A 15,550-nucleotide genomic window follows, 5' to 3' on the forward strand; every position below is an offset into this window, starting at 1 on the left:
AGTATGTGATTTTCGCATAGTATAGATTGTGAAAGTTCACAATGACCAAATGAAAGGGGTTATCCATGAGGTACGAATCCTTCTATCCGTTCGCGCGTGCGCAAAACTCGCCGTTCGCTATGAGGCAGCCATTTCGAGGTCCACAGCAGCAGCCAACCTTTACCCAAACGCCGAGACAACCTTTTCAGGGGTCTCTGATGGGAAATCCGTTCGGCCAATCCGTGCCAGGTCCATTCCAGAACACATCCAAAATGGAAATGTACATGCAAACAGCCAATCGATTTTTAACTACTGCCCAACAATATGCGCCACTCGTTCAGCAAATCGCACCAATGTTCCAGAACCTGCCTGCGATGTGGAGATTATATAAAGGCTTCCAGTCTCTACCTTCCGCGGGCGGTGCTGCGGGCACTGCTGCCGGAGGTGCTTCTGCTGCTGGCGCTTCATCGGCAGCCGCGCAAACTGCTCAAGCCGGCGTCTCCAATCCACGAATCTTTCAGCCGCCCAAATTATAATTTTGAAACGGGCGCCTGACTCCGCTATAATGGATACAGATCCCTTTAGAGGAGTGTGGAGTGAATGAAAGTTAAGAAGATTTCCCCGCGCGGCTATTGTTACGGGGTTGTCGATGCAATGGTGATTGCAAGAAATGCAGCACTCGACAAAACTTTGCCGAGACCTATATATATATTAGGCATGATTGTCCATAATAAACATGTCACAGACGCATTTGAGGAAGATGGCATCATCACTTTGGACGGGGAGAACCGGTTGGAAATCCTCGAGAAGGTCGATACAGGGACTGTCATTTTCACCGCTCACGGTGTTTCACCGGAAGTAAGGGAATTAGCCCGACGTAAAGGCCTCGTCTCCATAGATGCGACTTGCCCGGATGTGACTGTAACTCACGACCTGATTGAAGAGAAGACTGCCGAAGGGTATGACATCATCTATATCGGGAAAAAGTATCATCCCGAGCCTGAAGGGGCGATCGGCGTAGCGCCGCATGCAGTTCATCTGATTGAGACGATTGATGACGTCAACGGCCTTGAGCTTGATAATGAAAAGCTTCTTGTCACAAATCAGACAACGATGAGCCAATGGGATGTTGCACATATTATGGATGCTCTGAAAGAGAAATTCCCCCATATTGAAGTACACAAGGAAATCTGCCTAGCTACCCAAGTAAGACAAGAAGCGGTAGCAGAACAGGCTGGCGAAGCAGATCTGCTGATTGTTGTTGGAGATCCGAAAAGCAATAACTCCAACCGTCTGACACAAGTGTCGGTTGAGATTGCAAATACGCCTTCCTACAGAATTTCGGATGTATCAGAGATTAATATCGATTGGCTGAAAGGCGTAGAAACGGTCGCAGTGACTGCGGGCGCATCCACGCCAACGTTAATTGTCCGTGAAGTGATTGGTTTCTTGGAAAGCTTCGATCCGGAAGATCCTTCGACACATTCACCGGAACGCAAATTCAAGTTGGATCGGATTCTACCGAAAATCAAGAACCCAGAGCCGGTTAAACGGATTGAGCCATATGCAGTAACAGAATAACAGAAATGAAAGGGCTGTTCCGCCGTCGTTGCCGACGCGGAACAGCCTTTACTTATTACACGAATCTGAATGGTTCAGTGTCTACTTCTGATTTGATGAAAGAAACATCGTATCCCTTTTCCCGGCATGCTTGCTCCATATGCTCGGCTACTCCTTCAATCATCACCTTCTCCACATGATGACCCGGATCCACAATGGCAAGGTCCATCATTTCGGCATCTTGAGCACTGTGAAAATCCATATCGCCTGTTACGAATACATCCGCCCCTTTACGTTTCGCCGCCCTACTATATTTGCTGCCGCTCCCTCCGAGGACAGCAATTTTACGGACTGGCTTTGACAAGTCACCAACGACCCTCGCGGCAGGAACGTCCAAAGCTTGTTTGACGAAATTCGCAAACTCGTTAAGTTCCATGGCTGCTGGTAATGTACCTACTCTGCCAAGACCGAACTCCCGCGTCCTTTGATCGAGTACAAAAAAATCATAAGCAGGCTCTTCATATGGATGAGCCGACAGCATCGCTTTCAAGACTTTCGACCGCAGCGGACCTGGCAGAACGACTTCGATGCGCTCTTCGGAAACCTCTTCCATTTTTCCGACCTCACCGATAAACGGTTTGGCACCATCTGCTGGCGTGAACCGCCCGATTCCGGTAGAAGTGAAACTGCATCCGGCATAATCCCCGATTGCCCCTGCACCTGAACGCGCCAACACTTCCCGTAATTCATCTGCATGCTCGACCGGGCAAAAGACTGCCAATTTGTACAGCGGATCTGAAATTGTCGGTTCCATCACTTCAATGTCTTCCAACCCTAGCCGAGATGCAAGCAGATCATTTACACCTCCGGGAGCGACATCCAGATTGGTGTGTGCAGCATAGACGGATATATCATGTTTGATGCATTTTTCAATGAGCCTTCCTTGCGGCGTATCTGTCCAAATATGTTTCATTGGGCTGAAAATCGGAGGATGATGCGCAATGATTAAATTCGCCCCTTTCTCAACCGCTTCGTCTATGACCGCTTCATTGACATCCAATGTAATAACGACCCTTTCGACAGGACGATTCAATTGTCCTATATGCAAACCGACCGGATCCCAATCTTCTGCAAAACGTTTTGGCGACCACTGTTCAAATAGGTTTATGATTTCATGTCCATTCACTTTTTTCAATTTGTCAAAACTCCTCCTAACAACTCATTTTTCTCACGCAGTTGTTCCCTCTTTTTATTGATTTCAACCGTATCGCCCGCGATTTCCAAGGAGGCTAGGACTCGCTTCCATTCATCCGACTCCCGCTTCCATTTTTCAATGAAGATCTCCGATTTTTCTTTGAGCAGATATGGGCCGACCATCATTTCAAGCTCACTGTAGTCCGCTTGTCCCTTTTCAAGTACAATGATTTCATAAATTTTATGATCTTCCTTTAAAATCTGCTCGTCGACAATTTTCCATCCGTTTTGTACTGCCCACTCACGGATTGACATTGCATGGATATTCGGTTGTGTGACAATCCGTTTGACACTGTGCAGCTTTTCCGCCCCATCTCTTAAAATGGAGGCAATCAACGGTCCGCCCATTCCGGCGATCGTAACTGTATCTACCCCATCGCTATCATGAATGGCATCCAATCCGTTCGCCATTCTGACGGTGATCGCTTCCGTAAGACCCTTCTTTTGTACGTTTTTTATTGCTGACTCATAAGGTCCTTTAACGACCTCTCCTGCAATCGCTTTGGAGATTTTTCCGGCCTTTACTAAAAAACAAGGCAAATACGCATGATCGCTCCCAATGTCCGCGAGAGTAGCATTTTGTTCAACAAACGAAGCTACTGCGGTTAGCCGCTTTGATAATTTTTCGGAATTCAATAGATCCCCGCCTTTCCAATACCCTTATTGTAAGGGATTCTCCGCTTCTTTTCCAGAAATGAAAAAGCCATCGGCGCGTGTAGATAACGCTCACCGATGGCTTCCCGTTCTTATTTAAGTGATAGGATATACTCTGACAATTGGTCGATTTGATCATCGGAAATTTGTCCGCCGAATGCTGGCATTCCACCTTGACCATTTTTAATGATTTCATGGATTTCTTCTTTGGATTCTTTTAAACCATGAAGACTCGGTCCTACTGAACCGCCCGCTAAATCGCCGCCGTGACAGCCGATACATTTCCCTTGAGCAAAGCCTTCAGGATCAAAATCCTCGGATGCAGCTGCGTCATCAGTCGTTTCTTCAGTTTTACCTTCCTCATTCGATTCAGCGATTTCTTTCTTCTGCTCGATGCCATATAAGGACATGAAGAAAATAAGTCCTAATCCTAGCGCGAAAATTAGGATATAGGGCACTACAGGATTGTTTTTCATCGAATTACCCTCCTTCACCAGGAATTATTCTGTAAAAGTATACAGTGCACATCTCATATTGTACTGTATACTGATGAAAACTGAAAGAGTTATCACCGTACAATTAACGGTTTGTGACAATTTGGACAAACTTTTCTTATAAGCACCCTATTTGTCTCGCAATAACCATCCGTTGAACTTCAGAGGTCCCCTCACCGATTTCGAGCAATTTTGCATCTCTTAAATAACGTTCGACTTCGTATTCCTTCATGTACCCATAGCCACCATGAATTTGAATTGCCTGATCTGCGACTTCCATCGCGATCTCGGAAGCATACAGCTTGCACATGGCGGCCTCTTTCGTGAACGGGCGTCCTTGGTCTTTCAGCCATGCCGCCTTGTAGACCATATTTCTAGCTAATTCGATTTTCATTGCCATATCAGCCAATTTGAATTGTGTAATCTGAAATTCAGATAACGTCTTGCCGAACTGTTTTCGTTCTTTGGAGTATTTCAACGCTCTATCGAAGGCAGCTTGCGCAATCCCTACTGCCATTGCACCGATCCCAATCCTTCCACCATCCAAAGTGACAAGGAACTGTTTAAAGCCATCTCCACGCTTGCCCAGTAGGTTTTCTTTCGGAACTCTGACATTGTCCAATACTAATTCTGTCGTGTTTGAAGCATGCAAGCCCATCTTTTCATAGTTGTCGATAATCGTAAACCCTTCAGCATCGGTCGGTACGATGATGGCGCTAATTTCCTTTTTCCCATTTTCATTTCCTGTAATTGCTGTTAGCGCCAAATGCTTAGCATAGCTTGCATTAGTAATATATACTTTCGATCCATTAATTACAAAATGATCGCCGTCTTCTTTCGCTGTCGTCTGCGTCCCCCCAGCGTCAGACCCTGCATTCGGTTCAGTAAGCCCGAAAGCGCCGAATGAATCCCCAGTGCAGATCGGCGTCAGATAGTTCCTTTTTTGCTCTTCGGTTCCAAACAGATGAAGCGGTGCACCGCCTAAAGAAATATGCGCCGAGTATGTAATCCCTGTGGAAGCACAGCCACGGCTCAGTTCCTCAGTTACGATTGCAAAGCTTGTAGCATCTGCCCCTGCTCCCCCATATTCTTCCGGGAATGGCAACCCCATCATCCCCATTTCGGAAAGCTTCTTGAATATCTCGATTGGAAATTCTTTTGTCCTGTCCCGTTCAATTGCTCCCGGTGCAACGACCTCATCGCTAAATTCCCTCATCATCTTTTTGATCATCTGCTGCTCATCCGTTAAATCAAAATTCATTTTCCTCATCCCCCTTGTTGTGAACGCTTACATTTCGATTATACCGAAAAGGTCGGCATTTTCAAAATCATTCTATCAAGAGGAAGCTAGAATACTGTTTTTACTATAAAAGCTACAATTAAAATCAATCCAGCAGCCCCTGAAATTGTAAAGTAAAGCAATTTTAATAGCCTGCCAGCTAACAGCCACAGTAAGCAGTTTGTAATCAATAGTCCAACTAATAGCATCATCTGTCCGTCGTAGAAAAGCCCCCATAATTTGAGGGACATGCCAAGTACTGTGAAAGCGATAACTATATACAGGAACTGGAGCAAGATTATGCGGGTGTTTACCTTCTTTTTTTCTCTGGACAGTACAGCATCTGTTGCACTGATCTCCTGCTCATGATCACCTTGTGTATAAAGGGTTAGTAGAAAATCGCAGTAATGTTCCGGCAGCAATTTATTCTGTTTCCAATAATTTATTTCAGCCATAATAATCTTTTTTCGCTGAGCATTCATCCTGTTTCGCCCCTAGTCATCATTCTGTATAAACATAAAAGGCATCGGCATAATGTATGCCGATGCAGATGATTATTCCAAAAAGTCCTTTAACCTTTTGCTTCGGGATGGATGTCTTAGCTTCCGTAATGCTTTGGCCTCGATTTGACGAATCCGTTCGCGGGTCACACCAAATACTTTTCCTACTTCTTCCAATGTTCTTGTTCTACCGTCATCCAAACCGAAACGTAGACGCAACACGTTTTCCTCACGGTCAGTCAGCGTATCCAGAACATCTTCCAATTGTTCTTTTAATAATTCATAGGCAGCATGGTCTGATGGAGACTGTGCTTCCGAATCTTCGATGAAATCCCCTAAGTGGGAATCATCCTCTTCTCCGATCGGTGTTTCGAGTGATACTGGCTCTTGTGCAATCTTCAAGATTTCCCGTACTTTTTCTGCGGTCAAGTCCATTTCCTCTCCGATTTCCTCAGGAGACGGCTCGCGGCCTAGGTCTTGAAGCAATTGACGCTGTACACGTATCAATTTATTGATCGTCTCGACCATATGCACCGGAATACGGATGGTGCGGGCTTGGTCAGCTATGGCTCGTGTTATCGCCTGGCGGATCCACCATGTCGCATACGTACTGAATTTAAAGCCTTTCGTATGGTCGAACTTCTCAACCGCTTTGATCAGACCCATATTACCTTCTTGAATCAAATCGAGGAACAGCATTCCCCGGCCGACATATCTTTTCGCGATGCTGACGACTAGACGGAGGTTGGCTTCCGCAAGCTTTTTCTTAGCATTTTCACCTTTCTCCACGAGCTCTAAAAGCGCGGGATCCGGCTTTTTCATGTCAGCGAGCTTCTCCGCAGCTTCAACGCCTTCTTTGATGCCAATTGCAAGTTTTACTTCTTCATTTCCGGTCAACAAGTCGACGCGTCCAATTTCTTTCAAATACATACGCACTGGGTCGTTGATTTTTACGCCCGGCGGAACACTTAAATCATTCAAGTCAAATTGTTCTTCGTCCTTGGTAGTTGCTTCCTCTTCATCCTTGCGCTCCATCTCGATGCCTGCAGCTTCAATCTGGTCAAGGAACTCTTCGAACTGCTCGGGCTCCATCTCAAAGACGGATAATTTCTCCGTTACATCTTCAAGCGTTAGTTCTCCCGCTTTCTTTCCCGCTTCCAATAAACCTGCTTTCACTTCATCTAATGTCATTTCGTGCTCCATTTCTCCAGATTGCTCTTTAGTCATAATACCCGTTCCTCCTTAGTTCGCCGGAATACGGCTTACATTGCCGATAATGATTTCCGGAGCTGTATAATTTCCCTGGCCAGCTCCAGTGCCCGGGTATGATCGTTCATTTTTTCCGCTTCTTTTGATTCGTGCATCATCTCTTCTATGCGTCTGTTGATCCGCTGCCTTTTGAGATGATGAATGCAATCTTCTATTTCCTGTTCAGCGAAGTCGGGATCTCTTTCAAGCATTGCTGCATCCATGACTACTTTGCGCAGCTCTCGATCCTCCAGCGACTCCGCAAATCTGTGAAAATCGGGCATGCCGTGCTTTTCATAAAAGCCTGCAAGCCTTATGAAAATCGCAGCATATTCCTCCCGGAAGAAAAGTTCCTCGTGGTCATCCCGAATTCTGTCAAATAGATTTCCATCATTCAACAGATGGCATAACAGAAGCCTCTCAGCCCGTTCGATGCCCGACACCTTCCGGGTGGACACTGCCATTGGTATGGCTTGTCCTCCTTCCGGCTGCATCACTTTCTGCTGTTTTGCATGCTTCCCGACTTTTTTCATCAATTGCTCATTGAGGGCGTTCGGAGATACTCCCGTTTCCGCAGTCAATTGCCTGATCATCAGATCACGTTCAACCGGTGAAATCTTTTGGGCAAGCTCTTCCATTACTTCATGGATATATTGCAATACATCGTTTTCATGAGACAGATTTTTGGATCTTTTATAATAAGCCATTATAAATGACATATACGAGTGTGGATTCCCGATCACCTTTTCAGCGAACGATTCACCGCCAAATGTCGTAATATATTCATCAGGGTCCATTTTCCCCGGTAATAAAGCGATTTTTGCATCCATTCCTTTTTGTTTGGAAAGGACGGCAAACCGCTTCGCCGCATCCCAGCCTGCTTTGTCGCCATCACAGCAGATGATCAGCTGATTGGCGATGCGCTTCATTTTGGTCAGGTGGGTGTCAGACAAGGATGTACCCATAACTGCCACACTATTCATAATTCCCGCACGTTCAGCGGCAATTGTATCCATAAAACCTTCGAACAGTATTACTTTACCCGTTTTACGCACATTAAGACGTGCGTTATGAAAATTATAGAGCAAACGGCTTTTCTCGAAAATTGGCGTTTCCGGGCTGTTCAAGTATTTAGCTTCCTCTTTTGAATTGGATAATGTCCTCCCGGAGAAAGCAACGACATTTCCATTATCGTCATGCAGCGGAAACATAATACGTCCGCGGAACCTATCAAAATACCCAGTTCCATCATTTTTCATTATGCAAAGTCCGGCAAGCTCCATCTCCTTCATATCAAACTTTTTACGCTCCAATAATTGAGTGAGCACTTCCCGATCGTCTAGCGACCACCCTATACCATACTTTTCGATATGTTCACGGGAAAATCCTCTTTGCTCCAAATATTGTAATGCTTTTTCACCCTCCACCGTATTCAGTAACAAATGACTATAGAAGTTGGCAGCAAGCGTATGGGCCTCGATCATATGTTGGTGTTCATTTGACCTTCCGCTGCTGGACGTCTCGCTGAAAGAAACATCCAACTCAATACCCGCTCGCCCGGCCAGCTTGGAGATAGCTTCTGTAAACGGACTGTTCTCAATATCCATTATGAACGTAATGGCGTTTCCTCCAGCACCGCAACCGAAGCAATGAAAAATCTGTTTCTCCTCGGAAACGGAAAAGGACGGGGTATTCTCCCCGTGGAAGGGACACAAGCCGAACCAGTTTCTGCCTCGTTTCGTCAATTGGACATATTCGCCCACAAGATCGACGATATCCGTCTTGGATCGAATCTCCTCGATTGTCTCTTCTGGAATTTTAGTCATCCTATCACCATTCTCTTCTCACATACTTGAATTCGAGACAGTATTCATAAATCCTTCTTATTCGACAAAATAATTTCATGAGCCAATCATTTATTCTAAAATATAATCATAATGTAGCGACAATATACTATTGTACACAATCCGCAAAAGAAGAACCAACCATTTTTTCTGGGTGGTCCTTCTTTATTTCTATAATGAATTGCGATTGGCCACTTCGCTTAAAATTAAGTTGGCCGTTTCTTCAACAGCCCTGTTTGAAACATCGATTACGGTGCAGCCGATTTTCGAAACAACTTTCTCAAAATGCTCTAATTCTTGTTTGATGCGTTCGATTCTCGCATAATTCGCATCATCTTTCAAGCCTAGCGCTAGTAATCTTTCTTTCCTAATTGAATTGAGCACGCTAGGGGAAATGACCAACCCGAAGCATTTCTTCGGGTCTATCGTATACAATTCTTCAGGAGGATCGACTTCAGGGACTAGCGGGACATTCGCCACTTTGTAACGACGATGAGCGAGATATTGTGATAAGGGCGTTTTTGATGTTCGCGATACACCTACTAAAACAATGTCCGCCTTCAAGACGCCACGGGGATCCCGGCCGTCATCATATTTCACGGCAAATTCGATCGCTTCAATTTTTTTGAAATAATCATCATCCAATTGACGGACGAGCCCTGGTTCCTCAAAAGGCTTTTCATCAAGGGACGTGCCGATTTCCTTGACGATCGGGCCAAGCAAGTCAATGCACTGCAGTCCATTGATTTGGCATTCCTCTTTCATTTTCTTCCGCATGCAGCTTTTTACAAGTGTATAGATGATGATCGCATTTTGCCGTTTTGCCAAATAGGCAATTTCCCGCAGTTGGGACTCATCTTCGACATGTGAAAAGCGTTTTGTCGAAACTGTTTCAAGGTCATGTCTGAATTGGCTCGCCGCTGCCTTGGCAACTAAATCCGCCGTCTCACCGACAGAATCCGAAACGATGAACAATGTCAATTTTCTCATTGTATCACTCCTCTTTCATTTTGCTCAGCAGGCAACGCTTATAATTCATGATCTTCAGCTAGTGAAAGGAATGCACGAGTAATATTCGTCTTGGTAATTCTCCCCACTACGTCCAGCCCTTCCTCTTTCATAGCTACGACAGGAAGTGAGTCGATTTGTTGTTCGATCATTTTCTTTGCCGCTTGAATGAGTGAATCCTGTTTCTTGCAATATGTAATATTCGGCATCCTCGTCATAATGACATGTACCGGTATTTTATCCAGTTCGCTGTTACCGAGACTCGTACGAAGCAAATCTTTTCGTGAAAGGACTCCTGTCAGACAGGAGGATTTATCCACGACAAACAATGTACCTACATCATCTAGGAACATTTGGCAGATTGCATCGTAGACGGTCACGTTTTCATTTACAACTACAGGTATGGATTGAAAATCCCCGACCCTCATGCTATTCATGTCGTCAGCAATGGATTGAGCTGGCTTTTTCCCTGAATAAAAGTAGCCGACGCGCGGCCTTGCATCCAAATAGCCTGCCATAGTCAGGATTGCCAAGTCGGGTCTTATGGTGGCTCTTGCAAGACTTAATCTTTCCGCTATCTGTTCACCAGTAATCGGACCATCCATTTTGACAATTTCAAGGATTTCGTTCTGGCGCTTATTCAATTCCATATGAATCACCGCCCTAATCGTTCGATAATATATCCTTGCTTAGTATAGCATTTTCCATCCATAATTCCTAACCCGATGGCTTGGTTTCCGTGATAGTGCCGAATAAATGATATGTAAAATTATTGTGGGTAGATTGTAAAAGTTCTAGCCTGCTACATATCCCATTGATTTCCGTTCCGATTGGACGCTTTCCAATCGAACAGCGAAGAGTTCGATTTGCCGTATTCCTGCGTCCTTTGCAGAAATTAAGGCAGCTTCATTCTGCTCCCTAAGGGTCGCAAAAAACATTGCTCGCAACGCTACGCTTGTGCTCGCAAACGCCGTTCTTCGTAACGGCGTTGCTGGAGTCGCCAATCTGCACTTCAATCAATTAGAATATTTTATAAAAGCTGTTTTATAGAATATGTTTATATCTCATTAGTAAGAAAAGGTCCTTCCGGGTATTGTTATGCTAACGCTCCTCATTAGTTGAATAAGGATTTGATCAACAACAGTTCTAATACAACCCTATTACTGAAACGTTTTTAAGAATTGACAAGTTTCATTAATTGGTAAAAATAAAATTTATACTATTACTTATGGACAATTCATTTTTGATTTGATTATTAACAAGGTGATTTCTGTTGATTGGAGTGCAGAACGGCGACTCCTGTAGGATATGCGTGTCAGGTGAGACCCCGCAGGAGCACGGTTTTGGCGACGAGGAGACTCACCGCACGCCCCACGGAAAGCGTCCGCTCGGAACGGAAATCAACAAGGCTTTGATATCATTATGAATAAGAAAAACAAACCAATCTAAACAGCGAACAGCGATATGGATTGCAGAGAATGAGGAAGCGTGCTACACTAATACAGAATTCAATAGGCGGAGATAGGTCAATAAGTAATGCCACTTTGAGCGAACGGGGATAGTGAAAGCCCGTATTGGCATGAAACGGCAACCTGGAGCTATTTACTTTAAGAGGGTTGCTTCGGCAGCCAATCGAGGTGGAACCGCGGGTCATTACGCACTCGTCCTCGGACTTCATGTCCGGGGATGGGTGCTTATTTTAATTGGAGGGATTTTACATGTATTCAATGGAACAGATTGTCAATTTATCGAAGCAAAGGGGCTTTGTATTTCCTGGTTCGGAAATATACGGCGGCTTGGCGAACACTTGGGATTACGGTCCTCTCGGCATCGCGCTGAAAAACAACATCAAACGTGCTTGGTGGCAGAAATTCGTACAGGAGTCCCCTTATAACGAAGGACTCGACGCTGCGATCCTCATGAACCCGAAAGTTTGGGAAGCTTCCGGTCATATCGGTAATTTCAACGACCCAATGATCGATTGCAAAAAATGTAAAACACGTCACCGTGCAGATAAGTTGATCGAAGATGCATTGGATGAAAAGGGAATTGAACTGGTCGTAGATGGCCTCCCATTCGAGAAAATGGAAGAGCTTATCCAGGAACATGCCATCGTCTGCCCGACTTGTGGCGCGATGGACTATACGGGAATTCGTCAGTTCAACTTGATGTTCAAAACTACACAAGGCGTTACCGATTCATCAGCAAATGAAATCTTCCTTCGTCCAGAAACGGCACAAGGGATTTTCGTCAACTTTAAAAATGTTCAACGGTCCATGCGTAAGAAGATGCCATTCGGAATCGCGCAGATCGGAAAGAGCTTCCGTAATGAAATCACACCAGGAAACTTCACGTTCCGTACTCGTGAATTTGAACAGATGGAATTGGAATTCTTCTGTAAGCCTGGCGAAGATATGAAATGGTATGAGTATTGGAGAGACTTCTCCGAAAAATGGCTAATGGACCTTGGTTTAACAGTTGAAAACATGCGCTTGCGTGAGCATAACGCCGACGAGCTTTCCCACTATTCCAAAGGAACAGTGGATATCGAATACAAATTCCCATTCGGATGGGGAGAGCTTTGGGGCATTGCAAACCGTACAGATTTCGATTTGTCCAGGCATATGGAGTATTCCGGTGAAGATTTCCACTATCAAGACCCGGTGACTAACGAAAAATATATCCCTTATTGCATTGAGCCTTCTCTCGGTGCGGATCGTGTCACTCTCGCATTCCTATGTGATGCTTTTGATGAAGAAGTGCTTGAGGGAGACGACAAACGGACTGTCATGCGTTTCCACCCTGCCCTTGCGCCTATTAAAGCGGCTGTCCTTCCGTTGTCCAAAAAGCTATCGGAAGGTGCTGAAGAGGTATATGCTGAACTGCGCAAGCATTTCGCGACACAATATGACGATTCCCAATCCATCGGTAGACGTTACCGCAGACAGGATGAGATTGGTACTCCATTCTGCATCACATATGACTTTGACTCGGAGGAAAATCGCCAAGTGACAGTAAGACACCGCGATTCCATGGAACAAGTACGTATGCCAATTGCAGACGTCAAGGATTACATCGAAAAACATCTCGAATTTTAATTTAATTCAGCTGAATTAAATTAAAGCCTCCGGCGTATATTACGGATTTTCAGGGGAGTTTATCGAACCTAACTCGATAAAAATCCGAACACAATTACGCCAAGGTGTAATTGATTTACAAAAAACCGGAAGAGAAAGGTCATTCGCCTTTTTCTTCCGGTTTTTCTTTTTGCGGCAATAATTCTGGTGTGCGCTCCAACTGATCCAGGAAAGACCTGGACTTCAAGCGGACCCCCACTTGTTCATCGTAAACCGTCCGAACAATCTTTTTCATGAATTGTTTTGTCGCTTTTTTCAGATCCAATGAACCTACTTGCTGGATCGGAACAGTGAAAAATGTGCGTATCAGCCTCAGCTGCGTCGGCGTAATTCTGACAAGATAAGGATCGATTTGGAAACATCGATGACAAAGGAATCCAATTTCCTGAAACGAAAAAGCGAACTCCCCTTCGGTTGCTCCGCAATTTGCACATTGATGAAGCACAGGGTAGACCCCTGCAACAGGCAGCATCTTCCACTCCACAAATAAAGCAATCGCTTCGGGGTCATATTGCTCGTTGATCGCATGCAACGCTTCATGTAATAACCCGAAGACATTCGGCCCTTGTCCACGATCTTCTGTCAATCGGTCGATGAGTTCTACTATGTAGCTGGCATAAGCCGTCGCCTCGAGGTCTTCCCGGATATGACGCATCGAATCGATCGGCTCGCCCTGTTCCAGAGTCCCCATTCCGCGCCCGGACCTCAGGAGATAATAGCCATGCGTAAATGTCTGGGTAACCGCCGCCAATCTGCTGGCCGGTTTCTTGGCTCCCCTCGCCATGGCGGTCATTTTTCCCGCCTCACGTGTATAGAGAGTGACAATCTTATTCGACTCTCCGTAAGGAATACTTCTCAGGATGATCCCTTCCCATTTATCCAGCAAGGATATCACTCCTACTCAATTTGTAAAAAATTCAATATTCGTCTTCGCGGAATCCGAACTCCCTGAGTTGTCCCGGTTTATTGCGCCAATCCTTCTGCACTTTCACCCACAGTTCCAAGTACACTTTCGAACCTAAAAGCATTTCGATATCATGCCTTGCTTTCGTTCCGATTTCTTTCAATAAAGCACCTTTTTTACCGATGACAATCCCTTTTTGGGAATCACGATCGACAATGATCGTTGCTGCCACATCAACTAGTCCGCGGCCTTCATCCCTTTCGATCTTCTCAATGACGACGGCGACGGAATGCGGAATTTCTTCACGGGTCAAATGCAGTACCTTTTCCCGTATAAATTCGGAAATGATGAAGCGCTCAGGGTGGTCCGTCACTTGATCGTCAGGATAGTATTTCGGTCCTTCCGGCAAGTATTTTGTCAATGTTTCCATTAACCTTTCGACGTTATTACCATTTAATGCAGATAAGGGAACGACTTCTGCAAAGTCATATTCCTTTGTATAAGAAGTGATTGTCGTCAATAGGTCATCTGGATGGACGAGATCGATTTTATTGATCACTAGAAAAACAGGCGTTTCCGTGTTTTGCAAAAGATCGATGATGAATCTGTCCCCTCCGCCGATCGGTTCGTCAGCATTCACCATGAACATGATGACATCGACTTCCTTCAATGTATTCCGTGCCGACTTCACCATGAAATCCCCGAGCTTATGCTTCGGCTTATGAATCCCGGGCGTATCGATGAAAACCAGTTGGGAGTTGTCCGTAGTGACGACTCCTTGCACCTTGTTCCTCGTCGTTTGTGGTTTGTCACTCATGATTGCGATCTTCTGACCTACAACGCGATTCAAAAATGTCGATTTGCCCACATTCGGGCGGCCGATGATCGATATGAAACCTGATTTAAAATTATTGTTGTCCTTCTGCATATTCAAGATCCTCCTTGGAAAACGCACCCGGTAACAATTCTCCTACAGTCGTTTCCAACACTTTACCGTTCAAATTCGTCAAATAGACAGGCATGTCGCTATCGCAAAACTCAGCTATCACTTGTCTGCAGGCTCCGCATGGTGAAATCGGGCCTTCCGTATCGCCGGTCACCGCCAATGCCTTGAAGTCAGTGATCCCTTCCGAAACTGCTTTAAAAAATGCGGTCCTCTCCGCACAATTCGTCATGCTATAAGCTGAATTCTCGATATTGCAGCCATGGTACACTTTCCCGTCACCGGTTAACAGCGCTGCTCCAACGGGAAATTTAGAATATGGCACATAAGCCTTTTCACGTGCCGTTTTTGCTTCTTCCATCAATTTCACTTTATCCATAATTACACCTCTACGTAAATTTTATGAGAACCATTTCGGTATGAAAATAATCAGGCCGATGATTGCGGAGAAAAACGCAAAAATCAAAACAGCTCCTGACGCAAGATCCTTAGCCTGTCCGGCAAGCGGATGAATCTCTTCCGTAACAAGATCGATAGTCCTTTCAATCGCTGTATTGATCAATTCCAACGCGGTGACCCAGCCGAACATAATGAAGATGATGCACCATTCTATCGCAGATAGACCTGTTACTAAACCCGCTGTCGTTACGACGATAATTGCAAGTACATGGAATCTGAAATTCCGTTCAGTCAAAAAGCCATGCCGTATTCCCTTGAATGCATAATAAAAAGACTTCAAGAAAAGA

Annotated in this window: 16 protein-coding genes; 3 read left to right on the forward strand and 13 right to left on the reverse strand. The window is 45.1% G+C overall.

The annotated features are described in order from the left end of the window. The first annotated feature begins 65 nt into the window (after nt 1–65). Complete coding sequence (locus M3193_RS04410; RefSeq protein WP_251624558.1) at nt 66–515, forward strand: YqfQ family protein; 450 nt, start codon at nt 66–68, stop codon at nt 513–515. 64 nt (nt 516–579) lie between these two features. Next, nucleotides 580–1,560: a 4-hydroxy-3-methylbut-2-enyl diphosphate reductase gene (locus M3193_RS04415; RefSeq protein WP_251624560.1), complete on the forward strand. Its 981-nt coding sequence runs from the start codon at nt 580–582 to the stop codon at nt 1,558–1,560. A gap of 55 nt (nt 1,561–1,615) precedes the next feature. On the opposite strand, the gene M3193_RS04420 is transcribed toward M3193_RS04415, so the two are convergent. The 9 genes from M3193_RS04420 to M3193_RS04460 all read right to left on the reverse strand — a co-directional run bounded on the left by M3193_RS04420 (nt 1,616) and on the right by M3193_RS04460 (nt 10,470). Then, nucleotides 1,616–2,734, reverse strand: a complete 1,119-nt coding sequence (locus M3193_RS04420; protein WP_251624562.1) for a Nif3-like dinuclear metal center hexameric protein — start codon at nt 2,732–2,734, stop codon at nt 1,616–1,618. Beyond that, nucleotides 2,731–3,429: a tRNA (adenine(22)-N(1))-methyltransferase gene (locus M3193_RS04425; protein WP_251624564.1), complete on the reverse strand. Its 699-nt coding sequence runs from the start codon at nt 3,427–3,429 to the stop codon at nt 2,731–2,733. The genes M3193_RS04420 and M3193_RS04425 overlap by 4 nt, the downstream gene beginning before the upstream one ends. Before the next feature lie 110 nt (nt 3,430–3,539). Continuing rightward, nucleotides 3,540–3,923, reverse strand: coding sequence for a cytochrome c550 (gene cccA / locus M3193_RS04430; RefSeq protein WP_251624566.1), 384 nt, complete (start codon nt 3,921–3,923; stop codon nt 3,540–3,542). Between the two features lie 136 nt (nt 3,924–4,059). Then, nucleotides 4,060–5,202 (reverse strand): acyl-CoA dehydrogenase, encoded by a 1,143-nt coding sequence (locus tag M3193_RS04435; RefSeq protein ID WP_251624568.1) that lies wholly within the window; start codon nt 5,200–5,202, stop codon nt 4,060–4,062. Between the two features lie 86 nt (nt 5,203–5,288). Continuing rightward, a complete protein-coding gene (locus tag M3193_RS04440; RefSeq protein ID WP_251624569.1) occupies nt 5,289–5,702 on the reverse strand; it encodes a hypothetical protein in 414 nt (137 codons plus the stop codon). Between the two features lie 72 nt (nt 5,703–5,774). Then, complete coding sequence (rpoD, locus tag M3193_RS04445) at nt 5,775–6,947, reverse strand: RNA polymerase sigma factor RpoD (protein WP_251624571.1); 1,173 nt, start codon at nt 6,945–6,947, stop codon at nt 5,775–5,777. A gap of 35 nt (nt 6,948–6,982) precedes the next feature. Then, on the reverse strand, nt 6,983–8,794 hold the full coding sequence (dnaG, locus tag M3193_RS04450) for a DNA primase (RefSeq protein WP_251624573.1): 1,812 nt from the start codon (nt 8,792–8,794) through the stop codon (nt 6,983–6,985). A gap of 189 nt (nt 8,795–8,983) precedes the next feature. Continuing rightward, nucleotides 8,984–9,802, reverse strand: coding sequence for a pyruvate, water dikinase regulatory protein (locus M3193_RS04455; protein WP_251624575.1), 819 nt, complete (start codon nt 9,800–9,802; stop codon nt 8,984–8,986). A 38-nt stretch (nt 9,803–9,840) separates the two neighbouring features. Beyond that, nucleotides 9,841–10,470 carry a helix-turn-helix transcriptional regulator gene (locus tag M3193_RS04460; protein WP_285851805.1) on the reverse strand — a complete coding sequence of 210 codons (630 nt, stop codon included), beginning with the start codon at nt 10,468–10,470 and terminating at the stop codon, nt 9,841–9,843. A 1,068-nt stretch (nt 10,471–11,538) separates the two neighbouring features. Between M3193_RS04460 and M3193_RS04465 the strand changes: the two genes are divergently transcribed. Beyond that, nucleotides 11,539–12,918, forward strand: coding sequence for a glycine--tRNA ligase (locus M3193_RS04465; protein ID WP_251624579.1), 1,380 nt, complete (start codon nt 11,539–11,541; stop codon nt 12,916–12,918). A 139-nt stretch (nt 12,919–13,057) separates the two neighbouring features. Here M3193_RS04465 and recO read toward each other — a convergent pair whose 3' ends face one another. From recO to M3193_RS04485, 4 genes are read right to left on the reverse strand one after another with little or no spacing between them, the layout of a single operon-like run. Beyond that, a complete protein-coding gene (gene recO / locus M3193_RS04470) occupies nt 13,058–13,843 on the reverse strand; it encodes a DNA repair protein RecO (protein ID WP_251624581.1) in 786 nt (261 codons plus the stop codon). A gap of 31 nt (nt 13,844–13,874) precedes the next feature. Further along, nucleotides 13,875–14,789 (reverse strand): GTPase Era, encoded by a 915-nt coding sequence (gene era, locus M3193_RS04475; protein WP_251624583.1) that lies wholly within the window; start codon nt 14,787–14,789, stop codon nt 13,875–13,877. Then, on the reverse strand, nt 14,770–15,183 hold the full coding sequence (locus tag M3193_RS04480; RefSeq protein ID WP_251624586.1) for a cytidine deaminase: 414 nt from the start codon (nt 15,181–15,183) through the stop codon (nt 14,770–14,772). The genes era and M3193_RS04480 overlap by 20 nt, the downstream gene beginning before the upstream one ends. Nucleotides 15,184–15,204: 21 nt before the next feature. Further along, a complete protein-coding gene (locus tag M3193_RS04485) occupies nt 15,205–15,543 on the reverse strand; it encodes a diacylglycerol kinase family protein (protein ID WP_353056364.1) in 339 nt (112 codons plus the stop codon). Between the last annotated feature and the right edge of the window lie 7 nt (nt 15,544–15,550).

The sequence above is a fragment of the Sporosarcina luteola genome, from assembly GCF_023715585.1.
Classification (GTDB): Bacteria; Bacillota; Bacilli; order Bacillales_A; family Planococcaceae; genus Sporosarcina; species Sporosarcina luteola_D.